The sequence below is a fragment of the Segeticoccus rhizosphaerae genome (assembly GCF_005222685.1).
Classification (GTDB): Bacteria; Actinomycetota; Actinomycetes; order Actinomycetales; family Dermatophilaceae; genus Segeticoccus; species Segeticoccus rhizosphaerae.
This window is the reverse complement of record NZ_SWMA01000003.1, coordinates 1-16847: the sequence shown is the minus strand read 5'-3', so window position 1 is coordinate 16847 and position 16847 is coordinate 1. Positions and strand designations below refer to the sequence as shown.

15 protein-coding genes are annotated in these 16847 nt (G+C 70.3%); 6 read left to right on the top strand and 9 right to left on the bottom strand.

Annotation, left to right across the window (positions count from 1 at the left end):
* Positions 1-30 precede the first annotated feature (30 nt).
* The 7 genes from FCN22_RS02960 to FCN22_RS02930 form a co-directional block, all read right to left on the bottom strand.
* The gene (locus FCN22_RS02960; RefSeq protein WP_137120056.1) at positions 31-1062 is read right to left on the bottom strand and encodes a TIGR03842 family LLM class F420-dependent oxidoreductase; all 1032 of its coding nucleotides are present in this window, start codon (positions 1060-1062) and stop codon (positions 31-33) included.
* Positions 1063-1114: 52 nt separating this feature from the next.
* Positions 1115-2533: a dihydropyrimidinase gene (gene hydA / locus FCN22_RS02955; protein ID WP_137120055.1), complete on the bottom strand. Its 1419-nt coding sequence runs from the start codon at positions 2531-2533 to the stop codon at positions 1115-1117.
* Positions 2534-2633: 100 nt separating this feature from the next.
* Complete coding sequence (locus FCN22_RS02950) at positions 2634-3470, bottom strand: nitrilase-related carbon-nitrogen hydrolase (RefSeq protein ID WP_137120054.1); 837 nt, start codon at positions 3468-3470, stop codon at positions 2634-2636.
* Positions 3467-5164: an NCS1 family nucleobase:cation symporter-1 gene (locus tag FCN22_RS02945; RefSeq protein ID WP_202911365.1), complete on the bottom strand. Its 1698-nt coding sequence runs from the start codon at positions 5162-5164 to the stop codon at positions 3467-3469. The genes FCN22_RS02950 and FCN22_RS02945 overlap by 4 nt, the downstream gene beginning before the upstream one ends.
* A 159-nt stretch (positions 5165-5323) precedes the next feature.
* A complete protein-coding gene (locus tag FCN22_RS02940) occupies positions 5324-6184 on the bottom strand; it encodes an ABC transporter permease (protein ID WP_137120053.1) in 861 nt (286 codons plus the stop codon).
* Positions 6171-7106, bottom strand: coding sequence for an ABC transporter ATP-binding protein (locus FCN22_RS02935; protein ID WP_137120052.1), 936 nt, complete (start codon positions 7104-7106; stop codon positions 6171-6173). The genes FCN22_RS02940 and FCN22_RS02935 overlap by 14 nt, the downstream gene beginning before the upstream one ends.
* Positions 7103-8317, bottom strand: a complete 1215-nt coding sequence (locus FCN22_RS02930; RefSeq protein WP_137120051.1) for a LolA family protein — start codon at positions 8315-8317, stop codon at positions 7103-7105. Before FCN22_RS02930 ends, FCN22_RS02935 begins: the two co-directional genes overlap by 4 nt.
* Positions 8318-8390: 73 nt before the next feature.
* Here FCN22_RS02930 and FCN22_RS02925 point away from each other — a divergent pair, with 73 nt between their 5' ends.
* Together FCN22_RS02925 and FCN22_RS02920 are read left to right on the top strand one after the other, a co-directional pair.
* Entirely contained in the window at positions 8391-9047 is a 657-nt protein-coding gene (locus FCN22_RS02925) for a response regulator transcription factor (RefSeq protein WP_137120050.1), read from the top strand.
* Entirely contained in the window at positions 9044-10522 is a 1479-nt protein-coding gene (locus tag FCN22_RS02920) for a sensor histidine kinase (RefSeq protein WP_202911364.1), read from the top strand. The genes FCN22_RS02925 and FCN22_RS02920 overlap by 4 nt, the downstream gene beginning before the upstream one ends.
* A 286-nt stretch (positions 10523-10808) precedes the next feature.
* Here FCN22_RS02920 and FCN22_RS02915 read toward each other — a convergent pair whose 3' ends face one another.
* Complete coding sequence (locus tag FCN22_RS02915; protein ID WP_202911363.1) at positions 10809-12062, bottom strand: DUF1015 family protein; 1254 nt, start codon at positions 12060-12062, stop codon at positions 10809-10811.
* A gap of 188 nt (positions 12063-12250) precedes the next feature.
* Here FCN22_RS02915 and FCN22_RS02910 point away from each other — a divergent pair, with 188 nt between their 5' ends.
* From FCN22_RS02910 to idi, 4 genes are all read left to right on the top strand, one after another.
* Complete coding sequence (locus FCN22_RS02910; protein WP_238384478.1) at positions 12251-13609, top strand: MFS transporter; 1359 nt, start codon at positions 12251-12253, stop codon at positions 13607-13609.
* Positions 13610-13745: 136 nt separating this feature from the next.
* Entirely contained in the window at positions 13746-14552 is an 807-nt protein-coding gene (locus FCN22_RS02905; protein ID WP_137120048.1) for a class I SAM-dependent methyltransferase, read from the top strand.
* Positions 14553-14688: 136 nt separating this feature from the next.
* Entirely contained in the window at positions 14689-15294 is a 606-nt protein-coding gene (locus tag FCN22_RS02900; RefSeq protein ID WP_137120047.1) for a class I SAM-dependent methyltransferase, read from the top strand.
* A gap of 132 nt (positions 15295-15426) precedes the next feature.
* Positions 15427-15969 carry an isopentenyl-diphosphate Delta-isomerase gene (idi, locus tag FCN22_RS02895; RefSeq protein ID WP_137120046.1) on the top strand — a complete coding sequence of 181 codons (543 nt, stop codon included), beginning with the start codon at positions 15427-15429 and terminating at the stop codon, positions 15967-15969.
* 11 nt (positions 15970-15980) lie between these two features.
* Here idi and FCN22_RS02890 read toward each other — a convergent pair whose 3' ends face one another.
* On the bottom strand, positions 15981-16727 hold the full coding sequence (locus tag FCN22_RS02890) for an L-lactate permease (RefSeq protein WP_137120045.1): 747 nt from the start codon (positions 16725-16727) through the stop codon (positions 15981-15983).
* Positions 16728-16847 lie beyond the last annotated feature (120 nt).

Here is a 16847-nt window from a genome sequence, read left to right as displayed (position 1 = left end):
ACACCGCACCTGGATGTGGGCGGCGGGCGGTCACGATCGCGACAGCGGGCGCTCCGCCATGGCGGGAATGACCTTCTGCCCGTAGGCCCGCAGGACCTCGTCCTGGGCATCGTGCTGCAGGTAGATCGCAAACTGGTCCACCCCGAGGTCCTGCAGGTGCCGCAGTCTGGCAACCTGCTCCTCCACCGGGCCGATGAGGCAGAAGCGGTCGACCACCTCGTCCGGCACGAACGCCGTGTGCGTGTTGCCCGCCCGCCCGTGCTCGTTGTAGTCGTAGTCCTCCCGGCCCTTGATGTAGTCGGTGAGTGCGCGGGGCACCGCGACGCCGTCGACTCCGTAGCGCGCCACGATGTCTGCGACGTGGTTGCCGACCATCCCGCCGAACCACCGGCACTGCTCGTAGGCGTGCGCCTGCTGCTCGGGGCTGCCGTCGGTGACGTAGGCAGGCGCCGCCACGCAGATGGTCACGTCGTCGGCGTCACGTCCGGCGTCGACCGCGGCCTTGCGGACCGCTTCGATGCTCCACTGCGCGATCGTGGGGTCCGCGAGCTGGAGGATGTAGCCGTCCGCCGTCTCGCCGGCCACCGCGAGCACCTTCGGGCCGTAGGCCGCGACCCACACCGGGGTCCGCGACCGCGGGGCCCAGGACAGCCGGAGGTGACTGCCGCCATACTCGACCTCCTGCCCGCCGGCGAGGCCCCGGATGACCGGGATCGCAGCGCTCAGCTCCGCGACGGTCGACGGGCGGCCGCCAGTGACCCGCACCGCGGAGTCGCCCCTGCCGATGCCGCAGACGGTGCGGTTGCCGTACATCTCGTTGAGCGTGGCGTAGCTCGCCGCGGTCACCGTGATGTCACGGGTCACCGGGTTCGTGACCATGGGCCCGACGGTGATGCTCCGGGTCGCAGCGAGCATCGCGCTGAAGATGACGTAGGGCTCCTCCCACAACAGCGGTGAGTCGAAGGTCCAGGCGTGGCTGAAGCCGTAGAGCTCTGCCTGCCGGGTCAGCTCGACCACCCGCGCCGCCGGTGGGTTGCATTGGAGCACTACTCCGAAGTCCATTGTCTCCCTTGCCTTTTGGAGTCAGCGAGATCGCCTGACACGACGGATTCGCTCAGATGAGGTTCTGGCAGAGCTCGCGACGCAGGAACTTCCCGTGGCCCTTGGTGCCGTGGTAGTCGCCGTCGCTGATCACCACCGAACCGCGCGACAGCACGGTGTCGACCTTGCCCTCGATCTCGAAGCCCTCCCACGCCGAGTAGTCCATGTTCATGTGGTGGGTCTTGCCCACACCGATGCTGGTGTGACCGTGCGGGTCGTAGACCACGACGTCGGCGTCAGCGCCGGGCGCGATGACCCCCTTGCGACCGTAGAGCCCGAACATCCGCGCCGGCGTGGTGGAGCACAGCTCGACCCACCGCTCGAGCGAGATCTTGCCGTCGACGACACCCTGGTAGAGCAGGTCGAGCCGGTGCTCGACGCTGCCGATCCCGTTGGGGATCTTGGAGAAGTCACCGAGGCCGAGCTCCTTCTGCTCCTTCATGCAGAACGGGCAGTGGTCGGTGCTGACCACCGACAGGTCGCCGGTGCGCAGGTGTCGCCAGATCTCGTCCTGGTGACCCTCGGCCCGTGAGCGCAGCGGCGTCGAGCAGACCCACTTCGCGCCCTCGAAGCCTGGTGCGCCGAGCTGTTCCTCGAGGGAGAGGTAGAGGTACTGCGGGCAGGTCTCCCCGAAGACGTTGAGGCCCTCGCCCCGCGCTGCGGCCAACGTGGCCACGGCCTGCTTGGCCGACATGTGCACGATGTAGAGCGGCGCCCCGGCGATGCGAGCCAACATGATCGCCCGGTGGGTGGCCTCCTCCTCGGTCTCCCACGGGCGGGTGCGCCCGTGGTCGATCGGGTCGGTCTCGCCCCTCGCGAGCGCCTGGGCGACGAGCACGTCGATGGCGGTGCCGTTCTCGGCGTGCATCATGATCAGCGACCCGTTGTCCGAGGCACGCTGCATGGCCCGCAGGATCTGCCCGTCGTCGGAGTAGAACACGCCGGGGTAGGCCATGAACAGCTTGAAGCTGGTGATGCCCTCGCCGACCAGCTCGTCCATCGCCTTGAGGGAGTCCTCGTCGACCCCACCGAGGATCTGGTGGAACCCGTAGTCGATTGCGCAGTCGCCCGCGGCCTTGTCGTGCCAGGTCGCCAGACTGTCCTGCACCCGCTCACCGGTCTTCTGCACGACGAAGTCCACGATCGTGGTCGTGCCACCCCACGCCGCCGCCCGCGTGCCGGTCTCGAAGGTGTCGCTGGCCTGGGTGCCGCCGAACGGCATCTCCATGTGGGTGTGGCCGTCCACCCCGCCGGGGATGACGTACTTGCCCTCCGCCTCGATCACCACCTCGGCGGACCCGGCCAGGTCCGCGCCCAGGGAGGTGTCGCCGGGCGCCACCAGCGCGACGATCCGCTCACCGTCGATGAGGACGTCGGCCTTTGTCCGTCCGGTCGTGCTGACCACGGTGCCTCCCCGGATCAGGGTGGTCATGTGGGGCCCCCGCGAAGTATCGGAGCGAGTCTGCGAGCGGAGAACTTCGTGGGGTGCATCATGTGGGCTCCTTCCGTCGAGCGGTTCGCGAGGGGTTCGGTCAGGGACGGACGAGGTCGTCGTAGGCGTCGGGGCGGCGGTCGCGGTAGAACGCCCAGGTGTTGCGGACCTCCTCGAGCAGGTCCATGTCGAGGTCGCGCACGACGACCTCCGGCTTGTGGGTGTCGCCCTTCTCGCCCACGTACTTGCCCTTCGGGTCCACGAAGTAGGACTCGCCGTAGAAGTCGTTGTCGCCGAGGTCCTCCACGCCGACCCGGTTGATCGCGCCGACGTAGTACTCGTTGGCGACCGCGGCGGCCGGTTGCTCGATCTCCCACAGGTACTGCGACAGGCTCCGCGAGGTGGCCGACGGGTTGAAGACGATCTGCGCGCCGTTGAGCCCCAGGGCTCGCCACCCCTCCGGGAAGTGCCGGTCGTAGCAGATGTAGACCCCGACCTTGCCGACCGCGGTGTCGAACACGGGGTAGCCGCCGTTGCCGGGACGGAAGTAGAACTTCTCCCAGAACCCGGGCAGGTGGGGCAGGTGCTGCTTGCGGAACTTGCCGAGGTAGGAGCCGTCGGCGTCGAGGACGGCCGCCGTGTTGTAGAGGAACCCGGGCTGCTCCTGCTCGTACATCGGCAGGACCATCACCATGCCGAGCTCCTTGGCGAGCGCCTGGAAACGTTCGGTGGTCGGCCCGGGGATCGACTCGGCATACTCGTAGAACTTCTTGTCCTGCACCTGGCAGAAGTAGGGCCCGTAGAAGAGCTCCTGGAAGCAGATCACCTGCGCGCCGTCCGCGGCGGCGTCCCGGGCATACTGCTCGTGCGCCTTGATCATGGACTCCTTGTCACCGGTCCACTCCGCCTGCACCAGTGCTGCACGTACCACCGTCATCTCGAGCTCCTTGGTCGTTGTCCGTCGATGTCTGTCTCGGTCTCGGGGTCGGAAGGGTCGCGCCTCAGCGTGTCCCCCTCGCCGGGGGCGACGCCGGCCGCGGCCAGCGCGGGCTCCGGGTCGGTCAGCAAAGCAGGATCCTGGTCGTGCTGCACGACGACGTCGGCCGCCGGGTCCGGCGCGAGCCGGCACAGGATGAGGTAGAGGATGAAGGCCACCGCGAACCCGGCGACCCAGTTGTAGTGCCAGAAGACCTTCAGGAACGGGATGTAGCCGTCGGCCGGGAAAGGGCCGGCCTTAACCCCCTTGGCGTCGACCGTGGAGTAGGCGCCGCCGACCCCGATGATCATGCCGACCACGGTGGCGACCATGGCGCGCCAGTTCCAGCCGCCCGTGTACCAGTAACGCCCGCCGCGGCGGTAGAGCTCGGACACGTCGATCCGGCGCCGCTTGATCACCCAGTAGTCGGCGATCATCACGCCCGCGACGGCGCCGAACAGGCCGCCGTAGAAGTCGAGCCAGACGAAGATGTAGGTGTCGGCGCTCTCCAGCAGCTTCCACGGCATGATGACGATGCCGATGATGCCGGTCAGGATGCCGCCGACCCGTCGGTTGATCACCTTGGGGAAGACGTTGGCGAAGTCGTATGACGGCGACACGACATTGGCCGCGACGTTGACCGCGAGGGTGGCCACCAGCACCGTGAGGACGCCGAAGAGGACGACGACGATGTTGTCGAACTTGCCGATCAGCTGGTTGGGGTCCCAGATCGCCTCGCCGTAGAGGGCGATGCCTCCGGAGGTGATGAGCACCGCGAGGACCGAGAAGAAGGTCATCGTGATCGGCAGCCCGAGGCCCTGGCCGATCATCTGTCCCTTCTGCGACTTGGCGAAGCGGGTGAAGTCGGGGATCGACAGCGACATGGTGGCCCAGAAGGCGATCATCCCCATCAGGCTCGGGAAGAAGACCTTCCAGAAGTCGGCGCCCCAGCCGAGCTGGGACGGCTGGTCGAGCAGCGGTCCGAACCCGCCCACCTTGTAGGCCATCCACACGAGCATCAGCACCGCGACGACGAGCACGGCCGGCCCGGCCCAGTTCTCGAACCTGCGGATCGCGTCCATGCCCTTCCAGATGAGCAGCATCTGCAGGATCCAGAAGATGGCGAAGGACACCCACATGGTCCACGGCTCACCGGCCACCATGCCGGCGTTCTTCCACCAGTCGCCGAAGACCTTGCCCAGCACCACCGCGACGCCCGAGCCGCCGAGCCAGGTCTGGATGCCGAACCAGCCGCAGGCGATGATCGCACGCAGCAGGGCCCCGAAGTTGGCGCCGCGCACGCCGTAGATCGACCGCAGGAACACGGGGAACGGTATGCCGTACTTGGTGCCGGCGTGCGCGTTGAGCAGCATCGGCACCAGCACCACGAGGTTGGCGACCGCGATGACCAGGATCGCCTGCACCCAGCTCATGCCGAGCGCGATCAGGCCGGCGGCGAGGGCCCACGTCGCCAGGTTGTGCGACATGCCGATCCACAGCGCCATGTAGTTGTAGGTCGACCAGGTGCGTTGCGGCAGTTGGACGGGCGCAAGGTCCTCGTTGTGGTAGCCGCCCTCGACGAGGTCAGCTCCAAGCTGGGTCTCCACGCGCCCGTCGGGCATCTCCACCGACTGCGTTCGCACCATCTCGGTCATCGCGCCTCACCCGTCCCAGCACGTCGCCCGCGGCGCGCCGTGTGGTCCCCGAGCTGTCTGCCCGTGGACATGGCAACACCGTAGGAGGCCCCGTCAAGTGTGGCAATGGAAAAGCGCGATCTGCATCCCAACTCGTCGGCGGAGGCATATGCGGGCTCGTCAGGAGGTGACGTCCTTGCCGGCAAACCGCGCCCACGCAGCCGTCCAGAACACCGCGATGTAGACGACGGCCACGAATGCGCCCTCGCCCAGGTTGCCCCAGCCGATCGGGTCGCGGAAGAGGTCGCCGAAGTTGGTGGCGTAGTGGGTCAGCAGGTAGGGGTGGATCCACGACACCTGCGGGATGGAGTCGAGGATGACCATGCTGAAACTGGTGAACAAGGTGGCGATCGCGGCGCCGATCGGCTGCTCGGTGAGGGTCGACAGGAACAGACCGATGGCGGCCAGCCCGGCCAGGGACAGGGCGAGGTAGAGCGCTGCGAGCAGCATCCGCCCCACGCCCGCCCCAAGGCCGACCTGCGTGCCGCTGAGCAGGGTCACGTCTCCCCCGCCGAACAGGACCAGGCCGATCAAGGCGCCGACGACCGCCACGAGCACCGTTGCGGCGACACAGAAGATCACGACGGCGACGTACTTGACGGCGAGCAGCCTGGTCCGGTGGACCGGGACGGCCAACAGGTAGCGCAGGGTGCCGATGTTGGCCTCGCCCGCCACGGAGTCGCCGGCGATCACGCTCACCGACAGCGGCAGGAACAGGCCCATCTCGATGGTGAGGGCGGCGAGCGAGACGAAGAGCCCGTTCGAGACGATCGAGGAGAAGAAGGTCGGCGCGTCCGGTCCGGGCTTGGCGAAGGACACCTTGATGGCGATCGCGATCAGGATCGGCACCGCCGCCAGCAGGACCAGCCCGGCCTGGTTGCGCCGACGACCGAAGATGAGGCGCAGCTCGGAGCGCAGGAACCGCCAGTCCGCCGCGGCGGCTCCTGGCCGGTCCCGCACCGGGAGGTCAACCGCTGACATCGAAGCCCTCCCCCGTGAGGGACACGTAGAAGTCCTCCAGGCTCGGTGTCTCCACCGCGAAGCCGAGCACCGGCACACCGGCGTGGACCAGCGCCGGCACGACCTTCTCGGCGTCCACTCCGAGCAGGTCGGCCGTGACCCCGTCTCGCTCCGTGCGCACCGCCTCGAGGCCGAGCTCGGCAAGCACCTCTGCGGCAGGGCCCGGGCGGGAGGTGCGCACCCTCACGCGGGCGGCCCCGCCGCCGCGCAGCTCGTCGACGCTGCCCTGGGCCACCAGCTTGCCGACGTGCATGACACCGACGTGCGTGCACATCTGGTCGACCTCGGACAGCAGGTGGCTCGAGACCAGGACCGTGGACCCCTCGGCCGCGAGCCCCGCCACCAGGTGGCGCACCTCGCGGGTGCCCTGGGGGTCCAGGCCGTTGGTGGGCTCGTCCAGCACCAGCAGCTCACGGGGCATCAGCAGGGCGGCCGCGATGGCGAGGCGTTGCCGCATGCCGAGGGAGTAGGCACGGAAGCGCTTGCCGGCGGCGTTCAGCAGCCCGACCCGGTCCAGCGCCGCGTCGATCCGGCTCGAGGCCGACCGCGGCGGCGCGGTCCGGTCGGCGGCGTCGACGCGCGCCAGATTGGCCCGGCCGGACAGGTAGGGGTGGAACGCCGGGCCCTCGATGAGGGCCCCCACCCGCGGCAACACCTCGCCGGCGGCCCCGGGCATGCTGCCCCCGAGCAGCCGGCGATCGCCGCTGTCGGGGGTGACCAGGCCGAGCAGCATCCGGATCGTTGTCGTCTTGCCGGACCCGTTCGGTCCGAGGAAGCCGTAGACCGCGCCCCGCGGGACGGCGAGGTCGATCGCGTCGACCGCGGTCTGCGAGCCGAACCGTTTGGTCAGGCGCGCCGTCGCGACCGCGAGGTCGTCGGTCACTTCCCTGCCGCGGCGTAGAGCACCTTCGGGGTGACCGCCCCGACGTAGAGGGTGCCGGAATCGGTCAGCAGGGCGCTGACGACGTTGCTCTGCAGCAGCCGACCGGAGCCCCACGCCCCGTTGACGTGCGGCAGGTTGCGCAGGAACTGCGCGGCCGAGATCGACTCACCGCCGGGCCCGGGGCCCTTCGCGCCGTGCGAGCCACCGAGGCCCTTCAGCATCTGCGACGACATCGGCACCTTGACCACCGAGGTCCAGCCGCTCCCCACGATCTGCGGCCGGGCTCCCGGCATGGTCGCGGCGCCGTGCTTGCCCACGGCACCCTTCTTGAGCTGCGCCATGGGGTTGGGGTGAGAAGCGGCGTGACCACCCGGCATACCGCGCATGGTCAGGCCGGACAACCTCTGTCGCTCGACCTTGGTGCCGGGAGGCGGGTTGAACCGGAACTGCGCCGCATCCGGCTTGCCGAAGTCGACCGAGCTGAAGGCGACCTCGAACGCGGGCTTGGTGGCCTTGGTCGAGAGGACCTGCACCCGCAGCGGCACGTGCGTCGTGCCGTCGACCGCGATGCGCACCGAGCTGATCAGCGATCCGCTGCTGCGCGGCGAGAGGACCAGCTCGTATGCCGATCGGCCGGCCACCGTGGTGGTGTTGTTGGTGGTGACCTTGGTCGACGGCTTCACCGCGGACAGGAAGTGGGTGGCGAGCTGCTGCGGCGTCATGGCCATCCCCGAGGGGGCGGGCATGCGCATGTGCCCGCCGCCCGGCGCGCCGCCGCGGTCGGGAAGGGTGAGGTGGGTGGCCGAGTGGTCGGCGCTCGACCAGAGCCACACGTCGTTGCCGTTGCGGATGACGTCCGACTCGCCCAGGGTCCCGAGCAGCGACAACCGGATCCGTTCCGAGCCGTCCGTCCAGACCCGCATCGTGTGGCTGCCCGAGAGCAGTGACGAGAGCTTCGAGCTGCCGCTGCCACCACCGGAGATGGGCAGGGCCGGCAGTCCCAGGTCGGCGTTCTCCACGATCGTGCCGGAGAGCCCTTCAACCCTTGCCTGCTGCACCTTGACGAGCAGCTGCTTGGCCGTGAGGGGCTGCAGGTCCGCGGCGCCGGTCGCGGAGGCGCTGCGCAGCGCCATACCTCCGCCGCCGAGCAGGACGGCGGCGGCCACCGGTGCGGACCAACGCAGTGTGGGGTGCGTGGTGAAGATCGTCATGACCCCATGGTGCCGGGTGGGCCCTGTGAGATCACTGAGAACCTGTGAGCCCTCGCCGTGGCAGGCTGACCCCATGCGCGTGCTGGTGGTCGAGGACGAGGCACGGCTCGCGGCTGCGCTTCGGCGGGGCCTGGTGGCCGAGGGATTCACGGTGGACGTCGCGGGAGACGGGAACACCGGACTGAACCAGGCCCTCTACGGCGACTACGACGCCGTGATCCTCGACATCATGCTGCCGGGACGGTCGGGCTACGACGTCGTCCGGCTGCTGCGTGAGCGCGAGGTGTGGGTGCCGGTGCTGATGCTGTCGGCCAAGGACGGCGAGTACGACCAGGCCGACGGGCTCGACTACGGCGCCGACGACTACCTGACCAAGCCGTTCTCCTTCGTGGTGCTGCTCGCTCGGCTGCGCGCGCTGCTGCGGCGCGGCACTCCGGCGCGGCCCGCGGTCCTCACGGCCGGCGACGTGCGACTCGACCCCGCCCTGCGCGAGGTGCGGGTCAACGACGAACCGGTCGCGCTCACGCCCCGCGAGTACTCCCTGCTCGAGTACCTCCTGCGCAACCCGGGCCGGGTCGTGAGCAAGACCGAGCTGCTCGACCACGGGTGGGAGGCCTCGGAGGACGTCGCACCGAACACCGTCGAGGTCTACGTCGGCTACCTGCGGCGCAAGCTGGGCAAGCAGGTCATCACCACGGTCCGCGGCGCCGGTTACGTGCTGGGACGGTGACCTCGACCGTGCGGCGGGGGGTCAGCCTGCGGTGGCGGCTCCTGCTGATCAGTGTGGCCTGCGTCGCGGTGGCGCTCGCCATCGGCAGCCTGGCGCTGTATGCCGTGCTCAACCTCGCGGGGCAGCGCGCCCTGGACGACCGGGCCTCGAACACCGCGAACGACGTCGCGGTGCTGGTGCGAGGTGGCAGCATCCCCGACCCCCTCCCCGTCTCCGGGGCACAGCTGGTGCAGGTGGTCGACGGGCAGGACCGGGTGCTCGGTGCGTCGGCGAGCGCCGACCGGCTCACGTCGCTGTTGCGTCCCGACGAGCTCGCGCAGGCCCGGAACGGGAGTCATCTGACGGTGCCGGGCCGGCGGGTCGGCAGCACCGGTCACCTGCGGGTCGTGGCGCTGCCCGTGACCGCGCCGTCGGACCGCACGCCCGACCAGTCGACCGTGATCGTCGCCGTGCAGGCGGCCGACTACGAGCGGGCACAGGCCGTGCTCGGTGGGACGCTGCTGCTGACGTACCCGGTGCTGCTGGCTGCGCTCGGGATCATCTCGTGGTGGGTCATCGGCCGGACGCTGCGGCCGGTCGAGGAGCTGCGGGCCGGGGCCGAGTCGATCAGCGGCGAGGGGCGGGACGAGCGTCTGCCGGTGGGCGCCTCCACCGACGAGATCGCAGCACTGGCAGTCACGCTCAACCGCATGCTCGACCGGCTCTCGGCCGCACGGGAACGCCAGCGTGACTTCGTCGCGGATGCGGCGCACGAGCTGCGCAGCCCGCTGGCCAGCATGCGGACCCAGCTCGAGGTCGCCCAGCACCTCGGTGAGGCCGGCGACCTGCCCGAGGACCTGCTCGCGGACGTGAGTCGGTTGTCCGGGCTCGTGGAGGACCTGCTGCTGCTCGCCCGCCTCGAACGTCCCACCGCAGCTCCTGCGCGCCTCTGGCCGGTGGACGTGCGAGAGCTGCTGGACGAGGTGGTCGGCCGTTATGCCGGTGCGCGGGTCCGGGTCGCGGTCTCCTGTCGGGAGGGGTTCGACGAACCGGCCGGTGACCGCGCCGGGCGTGCTCCCGGCACGGCCTGGCGCGGTGGCGAACCGCTGACCGTCACCGCCGACCCCGAGCACCTCCGACGGGTGCTCACCAACCTCGTGGACAACGCCGTGCGACATGCCGATTCGCAGGTGTCGCTGGCATGCGGTGCGAAGCCTGGGCGCGTGCTCCTCATCGTGTCGGACGACGGGCCGGGCATCCCGCCTGCACAGCGCGAACGGGTCTTCGAGCGGTTCGCCCGGCTCGACGATGCGCGCGATCGAGACGCCGGAGGTAGCGGGCTCGGTCTGGCCATCGTGCGGGAGCTCGTGGCGCGGCTCGGCGGCACCGTCACCCTGGCCGACGCCGGTTCCGCGGCCTCACCACGCGGGGACCACCCGGGCCTGCGCGTGGAGGTCCGGCTCCCCCGCACGCCCCACCCGGCCCCGCACGGCTGAGCCGTTGGCCTGCCACCGTTGGAGGACAAGGGTCCCAAGACGGCGCGGCACCCGCCCTCCTCCCGCAACAATTCGTTGGCCTGATATCGCCGCCCCGGGAAGGATCGCAGCATGGCCTCCGGAGCGGTGGCGTGGGCCGTGGCGTTCGTCGTCGTTGCCGGAGCGGTCTTCGTCGCCGGCGAGCGACACGCGATTACCGCCGAACGTCCTCTGCTGCAAGGTCCCTGACTGCGGCCCCGCCACCGTTCCGCACCACAAGTCCTCACACGGTGCGGGTGGTCGCGGCTCAGCCCTGGTCGGCGAAGCGGCGGATCACCATGCCCGAGGCAGGTTTCGGCGTGAACAAGGTGGACTTGCGCGGCATCCGCTCCCCCGCGCGAGCAACCTCGCCGAGGTCCTCGACGGGGGTGGGCCGCAACAGCACGGCGGTGCGGTCGCTGCCCGCCGCCTCCAGCGCGTCCTGGACGTCGTGGGCGTAGCCGACCGACTCCTCCGTGTCCGCCAGCCCCCACAGCCGCTCGACCAGAACCCGGTGGACGACCGTCACGTCGAGCCGGCCGAGCGCGGAGTCGGCCACGTCACCGAGTGTGTCCGACACGAGCTCCCGGTCGAGGTCGCAGACCACGACGGCCCGGTCGCCCTGCGCCAGCGCCACGGCGAAGCCGCCGGCCTCGGCCACCTGCCGCGCAGCCTCCCCGACCTGCACCGGTTCGCCGACCTTCGCGTGCGCCCGCACCGCCTCGACCGCCGCGTCGAAGCCGATCGCCACCACCCGGTGGATGGGGTGCACCTGCGGTCCGTATGCCGTGGTGTCCACCAGCAGCGTCAACCCCAGGTCCCACGGGCCCGGCTCGCCGTCGTGCTCGGCCTGCAGCTTGCGGTAGGTCGCGTAGCGGTGGTGCCCGTCGGCGATGACCGCCCGGCGGGCGGCCAGGTCGTCGGCGACGGCTGCGTGCGCCTTGGGGTCGGTGACCGCCCAGAGCCGGTGGATCGTGCCGTCGGGGGTCTGGGCCTCGGCGAGCGGGACCTGGTCGCCGACCGACGCGACCAGCTCGGAGGCCGCGCCACCCCCGTCGTAGACCAGGTAGATCGGCTCGAGGTTGGCCTCGGTCGCCTCCATCAGCGCGAGCCGGTCGGCCACCGGGCCGGCCATGGTGTTCTCGTGGGGAAGGATCACCCCGTCCTCGGGATCGTGCAGCTCCACCGCGCCGAGCAGACCCCGGGTGACCGCGTCGCCGGCGGTCATCTCGTAGACGTAGAGCGCCGGCTCGGCATCGACCGCCAGCACGCCGTCGTGGACCCACCCGTCCATCAGCGCTCGAGCCCCGGCGTAGGCGTCGCCGTCCGCGAGCTCACCCTCCGCCTCCGCCGGCAGAATCAGCCGCACGGCGCTGGTGTCGCTGGCTCCCACGAGGTCCTCCCGGTCTGCCTCCGAGATGACGTCGTAGGGAGGGGACAGCCGGTCACCGAGGTGGTCGGACCCGGCATACCGGGTGGCGCGGAAGGGCAGCAGGGCGAGGCCGGTCTCTGGTGTCGTCACGGCCCCGATGGTACGTGGCGTCTCAGATGTCAGGAATCGACGACCTCACTCTGGACATCCCCGAGGGTGCGGGCGTAGAGATGTGGGGCGCCGGCCGCCGGACGTCGCCGCACCAGGGGGACCACCCGCACCTGAGCGGACCACCGCGTCCGGTCCGCAACCACCCGCCACCACCAGAGGAGCTTTTCGTGCCAGACCTCGCCGCCCACGACGACGCGATGCGGGGGCGGGTGATGCGCAAGGTCGCGTGGCGCCTCTCGCCGTTCCTCGGGCTGCTCTACTTCATCAACTACCTCGACCGGACCAACATCAGCTTCGCTGCGCCGCACGGCATGAACGAGGCCCTCGGCTTCAGCAAGGCTGCGTTCGGTCTCGCGTCCGGACTGTTCTTCATCGGCTACCTGATCCTCGAGGTCCCCAGCAACCTGGCGCTGCACAAGTTCGGCGCTCGGCGCTGGATCGCGAGGATCATGGTCAGCTGGGGCATCGTGGCGTCGGCGATGGCCTTCGTGCCCAACGCCGGCACGATGTATGCGCTGCGGTTCCTGCTCGGCATCGCCGAGGCGGGGTTCTTCCCCGGCATCATCCTCTACCTGACCTTCTGGTTCCCGAAACGTCAGCGCGCCAAGGCTGTTGCGCTGTTCATGGTCGCGGTGCCGCTGTCGTCGGTCATCGGGTCCCCGCTGTCCGCGTGGCTGATCTCGTCTGGACACCAGGTCCTGTGGGGTCTCGACGGCTGGCGCTTCATGTTCCTCGTCGAGGGTGTGCCGGCGATCCTCATCGGTGTCGTCTGCTGGTTCTACCTCACCGACCGTCCCAAGGACGCGAAGTGGCTCGCGCACGACGAACGCGCCTGGCTGCAGCACGAGATGGACACCGAGCACGAAGCGACCGCACGGCGCTACCACTACCCGATCAAGAAGGCGCTGCTCCAGCCACGCATCTGGGCGCTCGCCTTCGTCTACTTCGGCATCGTCTACGGCCTGTATGCCGTGGGCTTCTTCCTCCCGACGATCATCGCCGGGTTCAAGGAGACCTACCACACGGACTTCAGCGTCTTCCAGCAGGGCCTGATCGTCGCGATCCCCTACGCCTTCGGCTGCGTGGCGATGGTCCTGTGGTCGCGGCATGGTGACCGCACCCGCGAACGCGTCTGGCACGTCGCCATACCCGCCATCGTCGGGGGGATCGCGATCCCCGTCGCGCTCTACCTGAGCTCGCCGTTCACCGCCATGATCGCGGTGACGATCTGCACCATGGGTATCTGTGCGGCGCTGCCGACGTTCTGGCCGCTGCCGACGATGTTCCTGTCCGGCGCCGCGGCAGCCGCGGGTATCGCGCTGATCAACTCGATCGGCAACACGGCCGGCTTCCTCGGCCCCTACATCACCGGCTGGCTCACCGACCTGACCGGCAGCGAGAAGCTGGGCCTGTGGGTGGTCGGGATCGTCATGGTGGTGGCCGGGTTCGTGGCAGTGGCACTGCGTGCGGCGCCCACTCCGGACGATGCAGAGGCCCTGGAGACCGACCTCGTCGGGCACGCCTGACGTGTCCACGGCTGCGGGCCGGCGCCGCTGAGGCCTCCGCTCGGTGAGGGCTGGTCCCGAGATCGGGTCAGGCACTTCGTTCAAGGCGGCAGCGCAGGTGCCGCGCCGGCGCTACCTTCGGATCAGGAGGCGCGCCATGGACGTCCGCGACATCGTCAGAGAACACTACGGCCGGGCCGAGCTGACCTCGAGCATCCTTCGCGCGCTGTCGGAGGCGGGGGTCACCGTCGATCCCCTCGCGACCGCCGACCTCGCGGCCGTCGACCAGTTGCACGCGGGTTTCCTCCCCGCGACCCAGCACCTGCTCGACGCGCTCGACCTCGACGCGGGGTCGCGTCTGCTGGACGTCGGCAGCGGCATCGGGGGCCCCGCCCGGGCGGCCGCCGTGGCGTGTGCGTGCCAGGTCACGGGCGCGGACCTCACCCCGGAGTTCGTCAGCACCGCAACGGAGCTGACCAAGCTCGTGGGGCTGTCCGAGTTGGTGCGGTTCACGACGTCGACCGCGGACCGCCTGCCCTTCCCGGACGGCTCCTTCGACCGGGCCATGATGATCCACGTGGGCATGAACGTGCCTGACAAGCGGGCGGTCTTCGCGGAGGTGAGGCGGGTGCTGGTGGACGGCGGCCGGTTCGCCCTCTACGACCAGATGCGGGTGGCCGACGGACCGCTCCCGTTTCCCATGCCGTGGGCCGACGCGGAGGACAGCTCCTTCGTGGAGTCGTCGCAGGAGTATGCCGAGCACCTCACCGCTGCCGGGTTCGCCATCGACGACACGCAGGACCGCACCGCCCAGGCCTCCGGCCCTCCCCCAGCGGGCGACGGCCCACGGATCGGGCCGGAGGCCGTCTTCGGTGCCGCGTTCATGGCCCGCATCCACCACAACATCGAGGCCACCTCCGCCGGACTCCTTGCACCGGTGCTGATGGTCGCCCACGCCGTGTGACGGCGCCGCGGGGACAACGTGGCGTCGCACGGCATACGCGCCTGACGTGCCTGGGCGGCATGGCAAGGGGCACGTGCGGCAGTGGTGGCCACGCCCTGCAGCTCTCGGCGGGGGGCTCGTGGGTGACAATGCCGCCATGGTGGACAAGAGCGCGTGGATGCAGCAGGTGGAGGCCGACCCGAACCACTCGAAGTGGTATGTCGAGCGGTTCCGCGCCATGGCTGCCGCCGGTCAGGACCTGGACGGCGAGGCCCGGCTGGTGGACGCGATGGCGACGCGCGGTTCGCGGATCCTGGACGCGGGGTGCGGGCCGGGGCGGGTCGGGGGCGCACTCGCCCGGGCGGGTCACCACGTGGTGGGCGTCGACGTCGACCCCGTGCTGGTCGCTGCCGCGGAGGAGGACCACCCAGGGCCTCGCTGGATGGTGGGGGACCTGGCCGAGCTGGACCTGCCGTCGGCCGGTGTGGACGAGCCCTTCGACGTGATCGTGTCGGCAGGCAACGTCATGACGTTCCTCGCACCGAGCACCCGCGGCGCCGTGCTGGAGCGGATGCGAGCCCACCTGTGTGCCGACGGCCGGGCCGTCATCGGGTTCGGCGCAGGGCGCGGCTACGACTTCACTGAGTTCCTGGCCGACGCGGAGCGAGCCGGACTGGTCCCCGACCTCCTGCTCTCGAGCTGGGACCTGCGGCCGCTGGCCGACGACTCCAGCTTCCTCGTCGCGGTGCTCCGCCCGGCCTGAGCAGGCGGCGCGACCACAGGCATCACGAGCGGCGACGACGAGCGGCGAGGATGGAGCGGAGCGACCCGCCGCCGAGGAGCGCGACCACAGGCATCACGAGCGGGGCCGCCGGGTGCGTGGCATGGTGGGGCCATGGATCAGTGTGCCGAGCAGGTGGTGCTGGTCGACGACGCCGGGCAGCCGGTCGGCACCGCCGACAAGATCGGCGTGCACGGTGCAGACACACCGCGCCACCTCGCCTTCTCCTGTTACGGATTCGACGCGGACGGACGACTGCTCGTCACCCAGCGCGCCCTGGACAAGCGAACCTTTCCCGGATTCTGGACCAACACGTGCTGCGGGCACCCCGCGCCCGGCGAGGAGCTCGCGGAGGCGGTCAGGCGGCGGCTGGACCACGAGCTGGCGCTGGTCCCGACCGACCTGCACCTCGTGCTGCCGGACTTCTCCTACACGGCCGAATACGCCGGGATCGTGGAGAACGAGCTGTGCCCGGTCTTCGTCTGCCGATTGGCGGGAGAGCCTCGTCCGCGCGCCGACGAGGTTGCGGCTCACCAGTGGTGGCCCTGGGACCGCTTCCTAGACGAGGCCGCCGACCCGGGCAGCGCCATCTCCCCCTGGGCCAGGTTGCAGGCCCCGCTGCTGCGCGACCTCGTACCCACGTCCGCTCGGGTCTGAGGGCGCCCGGTTCAGCCGAGGGCGATGAGCAGCAGGGTCATGGCTGTCACGGTGGCCAGGAGGACGGAGGAGCCGAGTAGGACGGTCTTGACCACTTCGGGGGGTCGGACCCCGCCGCCGACGGCGCCGATGCCGATCAGCACGATCACCGGCGCCACGCTGTTGCCCACGTTGGCTCCGGCTGTCTGTGCGGCCAGGAGCACGGGTTGGGGCAGGTGCAGCAGGTCGGCCGACTGGGCCTGCAGCGCCGAGAACAGGGCGTTGGAGGAGGTGGTGGAGCCGGTCAGGAAGGACCCGAGGCCACCGATCAGGGCGGACAGACCGGGATAGGCCGAGCCGGTCGCGGAGACGACGCCCCGGGCGAGGACCGAGACCATCCCCGCCTCGATCAGCAGGGTGGTCACGCAGGCCAGTGACACGATGCTGACCGCGGAGGACTGCACCGAGTCGAACCACGCGCGAGCCAGTTCCCTGGCCGGCCGGCGATGCCACAGCCCGACCACGCGGTAGGTCAGGTAGCCCAGTCCGCAGGCCAGCAGCAGGTAGGTGCCGGGGTGGGACAGCAGCCGCAGCGGGGTGTAGTCGGCCACCGCGGGTGAGTGCCAGCCCACGGAGGTGGTCGTGCCGGGAAAGTCCAGAGCCAGCACCAGGTGACGGTCCACCCAGTCCCGGGACGGGGGCACCAGCAGGACCGCGAGTGCCACCCCCAGCAGGTACAGGTAGGGGGCGACCAGCCAGCCCGCCCGGCGCGGGGCCACCCCGGCCGGGTCGCGGGTGCGGCCGGTCTGCGCGGCGGCGGACGGCCCCGCAGGAGTGGCGCCGAGGGGGCGCTATCAGGAGTGCCCATGGACCAGCCTCCACTTCATCGGCATTGCAGG

Excerpts from the sequence above, each read along its gene's own strand:
- FCN22_RS02960 (WP_137120056.1), bottom strand. The coding sequence starts at position 1,062 with ATGGACTTCGGAGTAGTGCTCCAATGCAACCCACCGGCGGCGCGGGTG.
- hydA (WP_137120055.1), bottom strand. The coding sequence starts at position 2,533 with ATGACCACCCTGATCCGGGGAGGCACCGTGGTCAGCACGACCGGACGG.
- FCN22_RS02950 (WP_137120054.1), bottom strand. The coding sequence starts at position 3,470 with ATGACGGTGGTACGTGCAGCACTGGTGCAGGCGGAGTGGACCGGTGAC.
- FCN22_RS02945 (WP_202911365.1), bottom strand. The coding sequence starts at position 5,164 with ATGACCGAGATGGTGCGAACGCAGTCGGTGGAGATGCCCGACGGGCGC.
- FCN22_RS02940 (WP_137120053.1), bottom strand. The coding sequence starts at position 6,184 with ATGTCAGCGGTTGACCTCCCGGTGCGGGACCGGCCAGGAGCCGCCGCG.
- FCN22_RS02930 (WP_137120051.1), bottom strand. The coding sequence starts at position 8,317 with ATGACGATCTTCACCACGCACCCCACACTGCGTTGGTCCGCACCGGTG.
- FCN22_RS02925 (WP_137120050.1), top strand. The coding sequence starts at position 8,391 with ATGCGCGTGCTGGTGGTCGAGGACGAGGCACGGCTCGCGGCTGCGCTT.
- FCN22_RS02905 (WP_137120048.1), top strand. The coding sequence starts at position 13,746 with ATGGACGTCCGCGACATCGTCAGAGAACACTACGGCCGGGCCGAGCTG.
- FCN22_RS02900 (WP_137120047.1), top strand. The coding sequence starts at position 14,689 with ATGGTGGACAAGAGCGCGTGGATGCAGCAGGTGGAGGCCGACCCGAAC.
- idi (WP_137120046.1), top strand. The coding sequence starts at position 15,427 with ATGGATCAGTGTGCCGAGCAGGTGGTGCTGGTCGACGACGCCGGGCAG.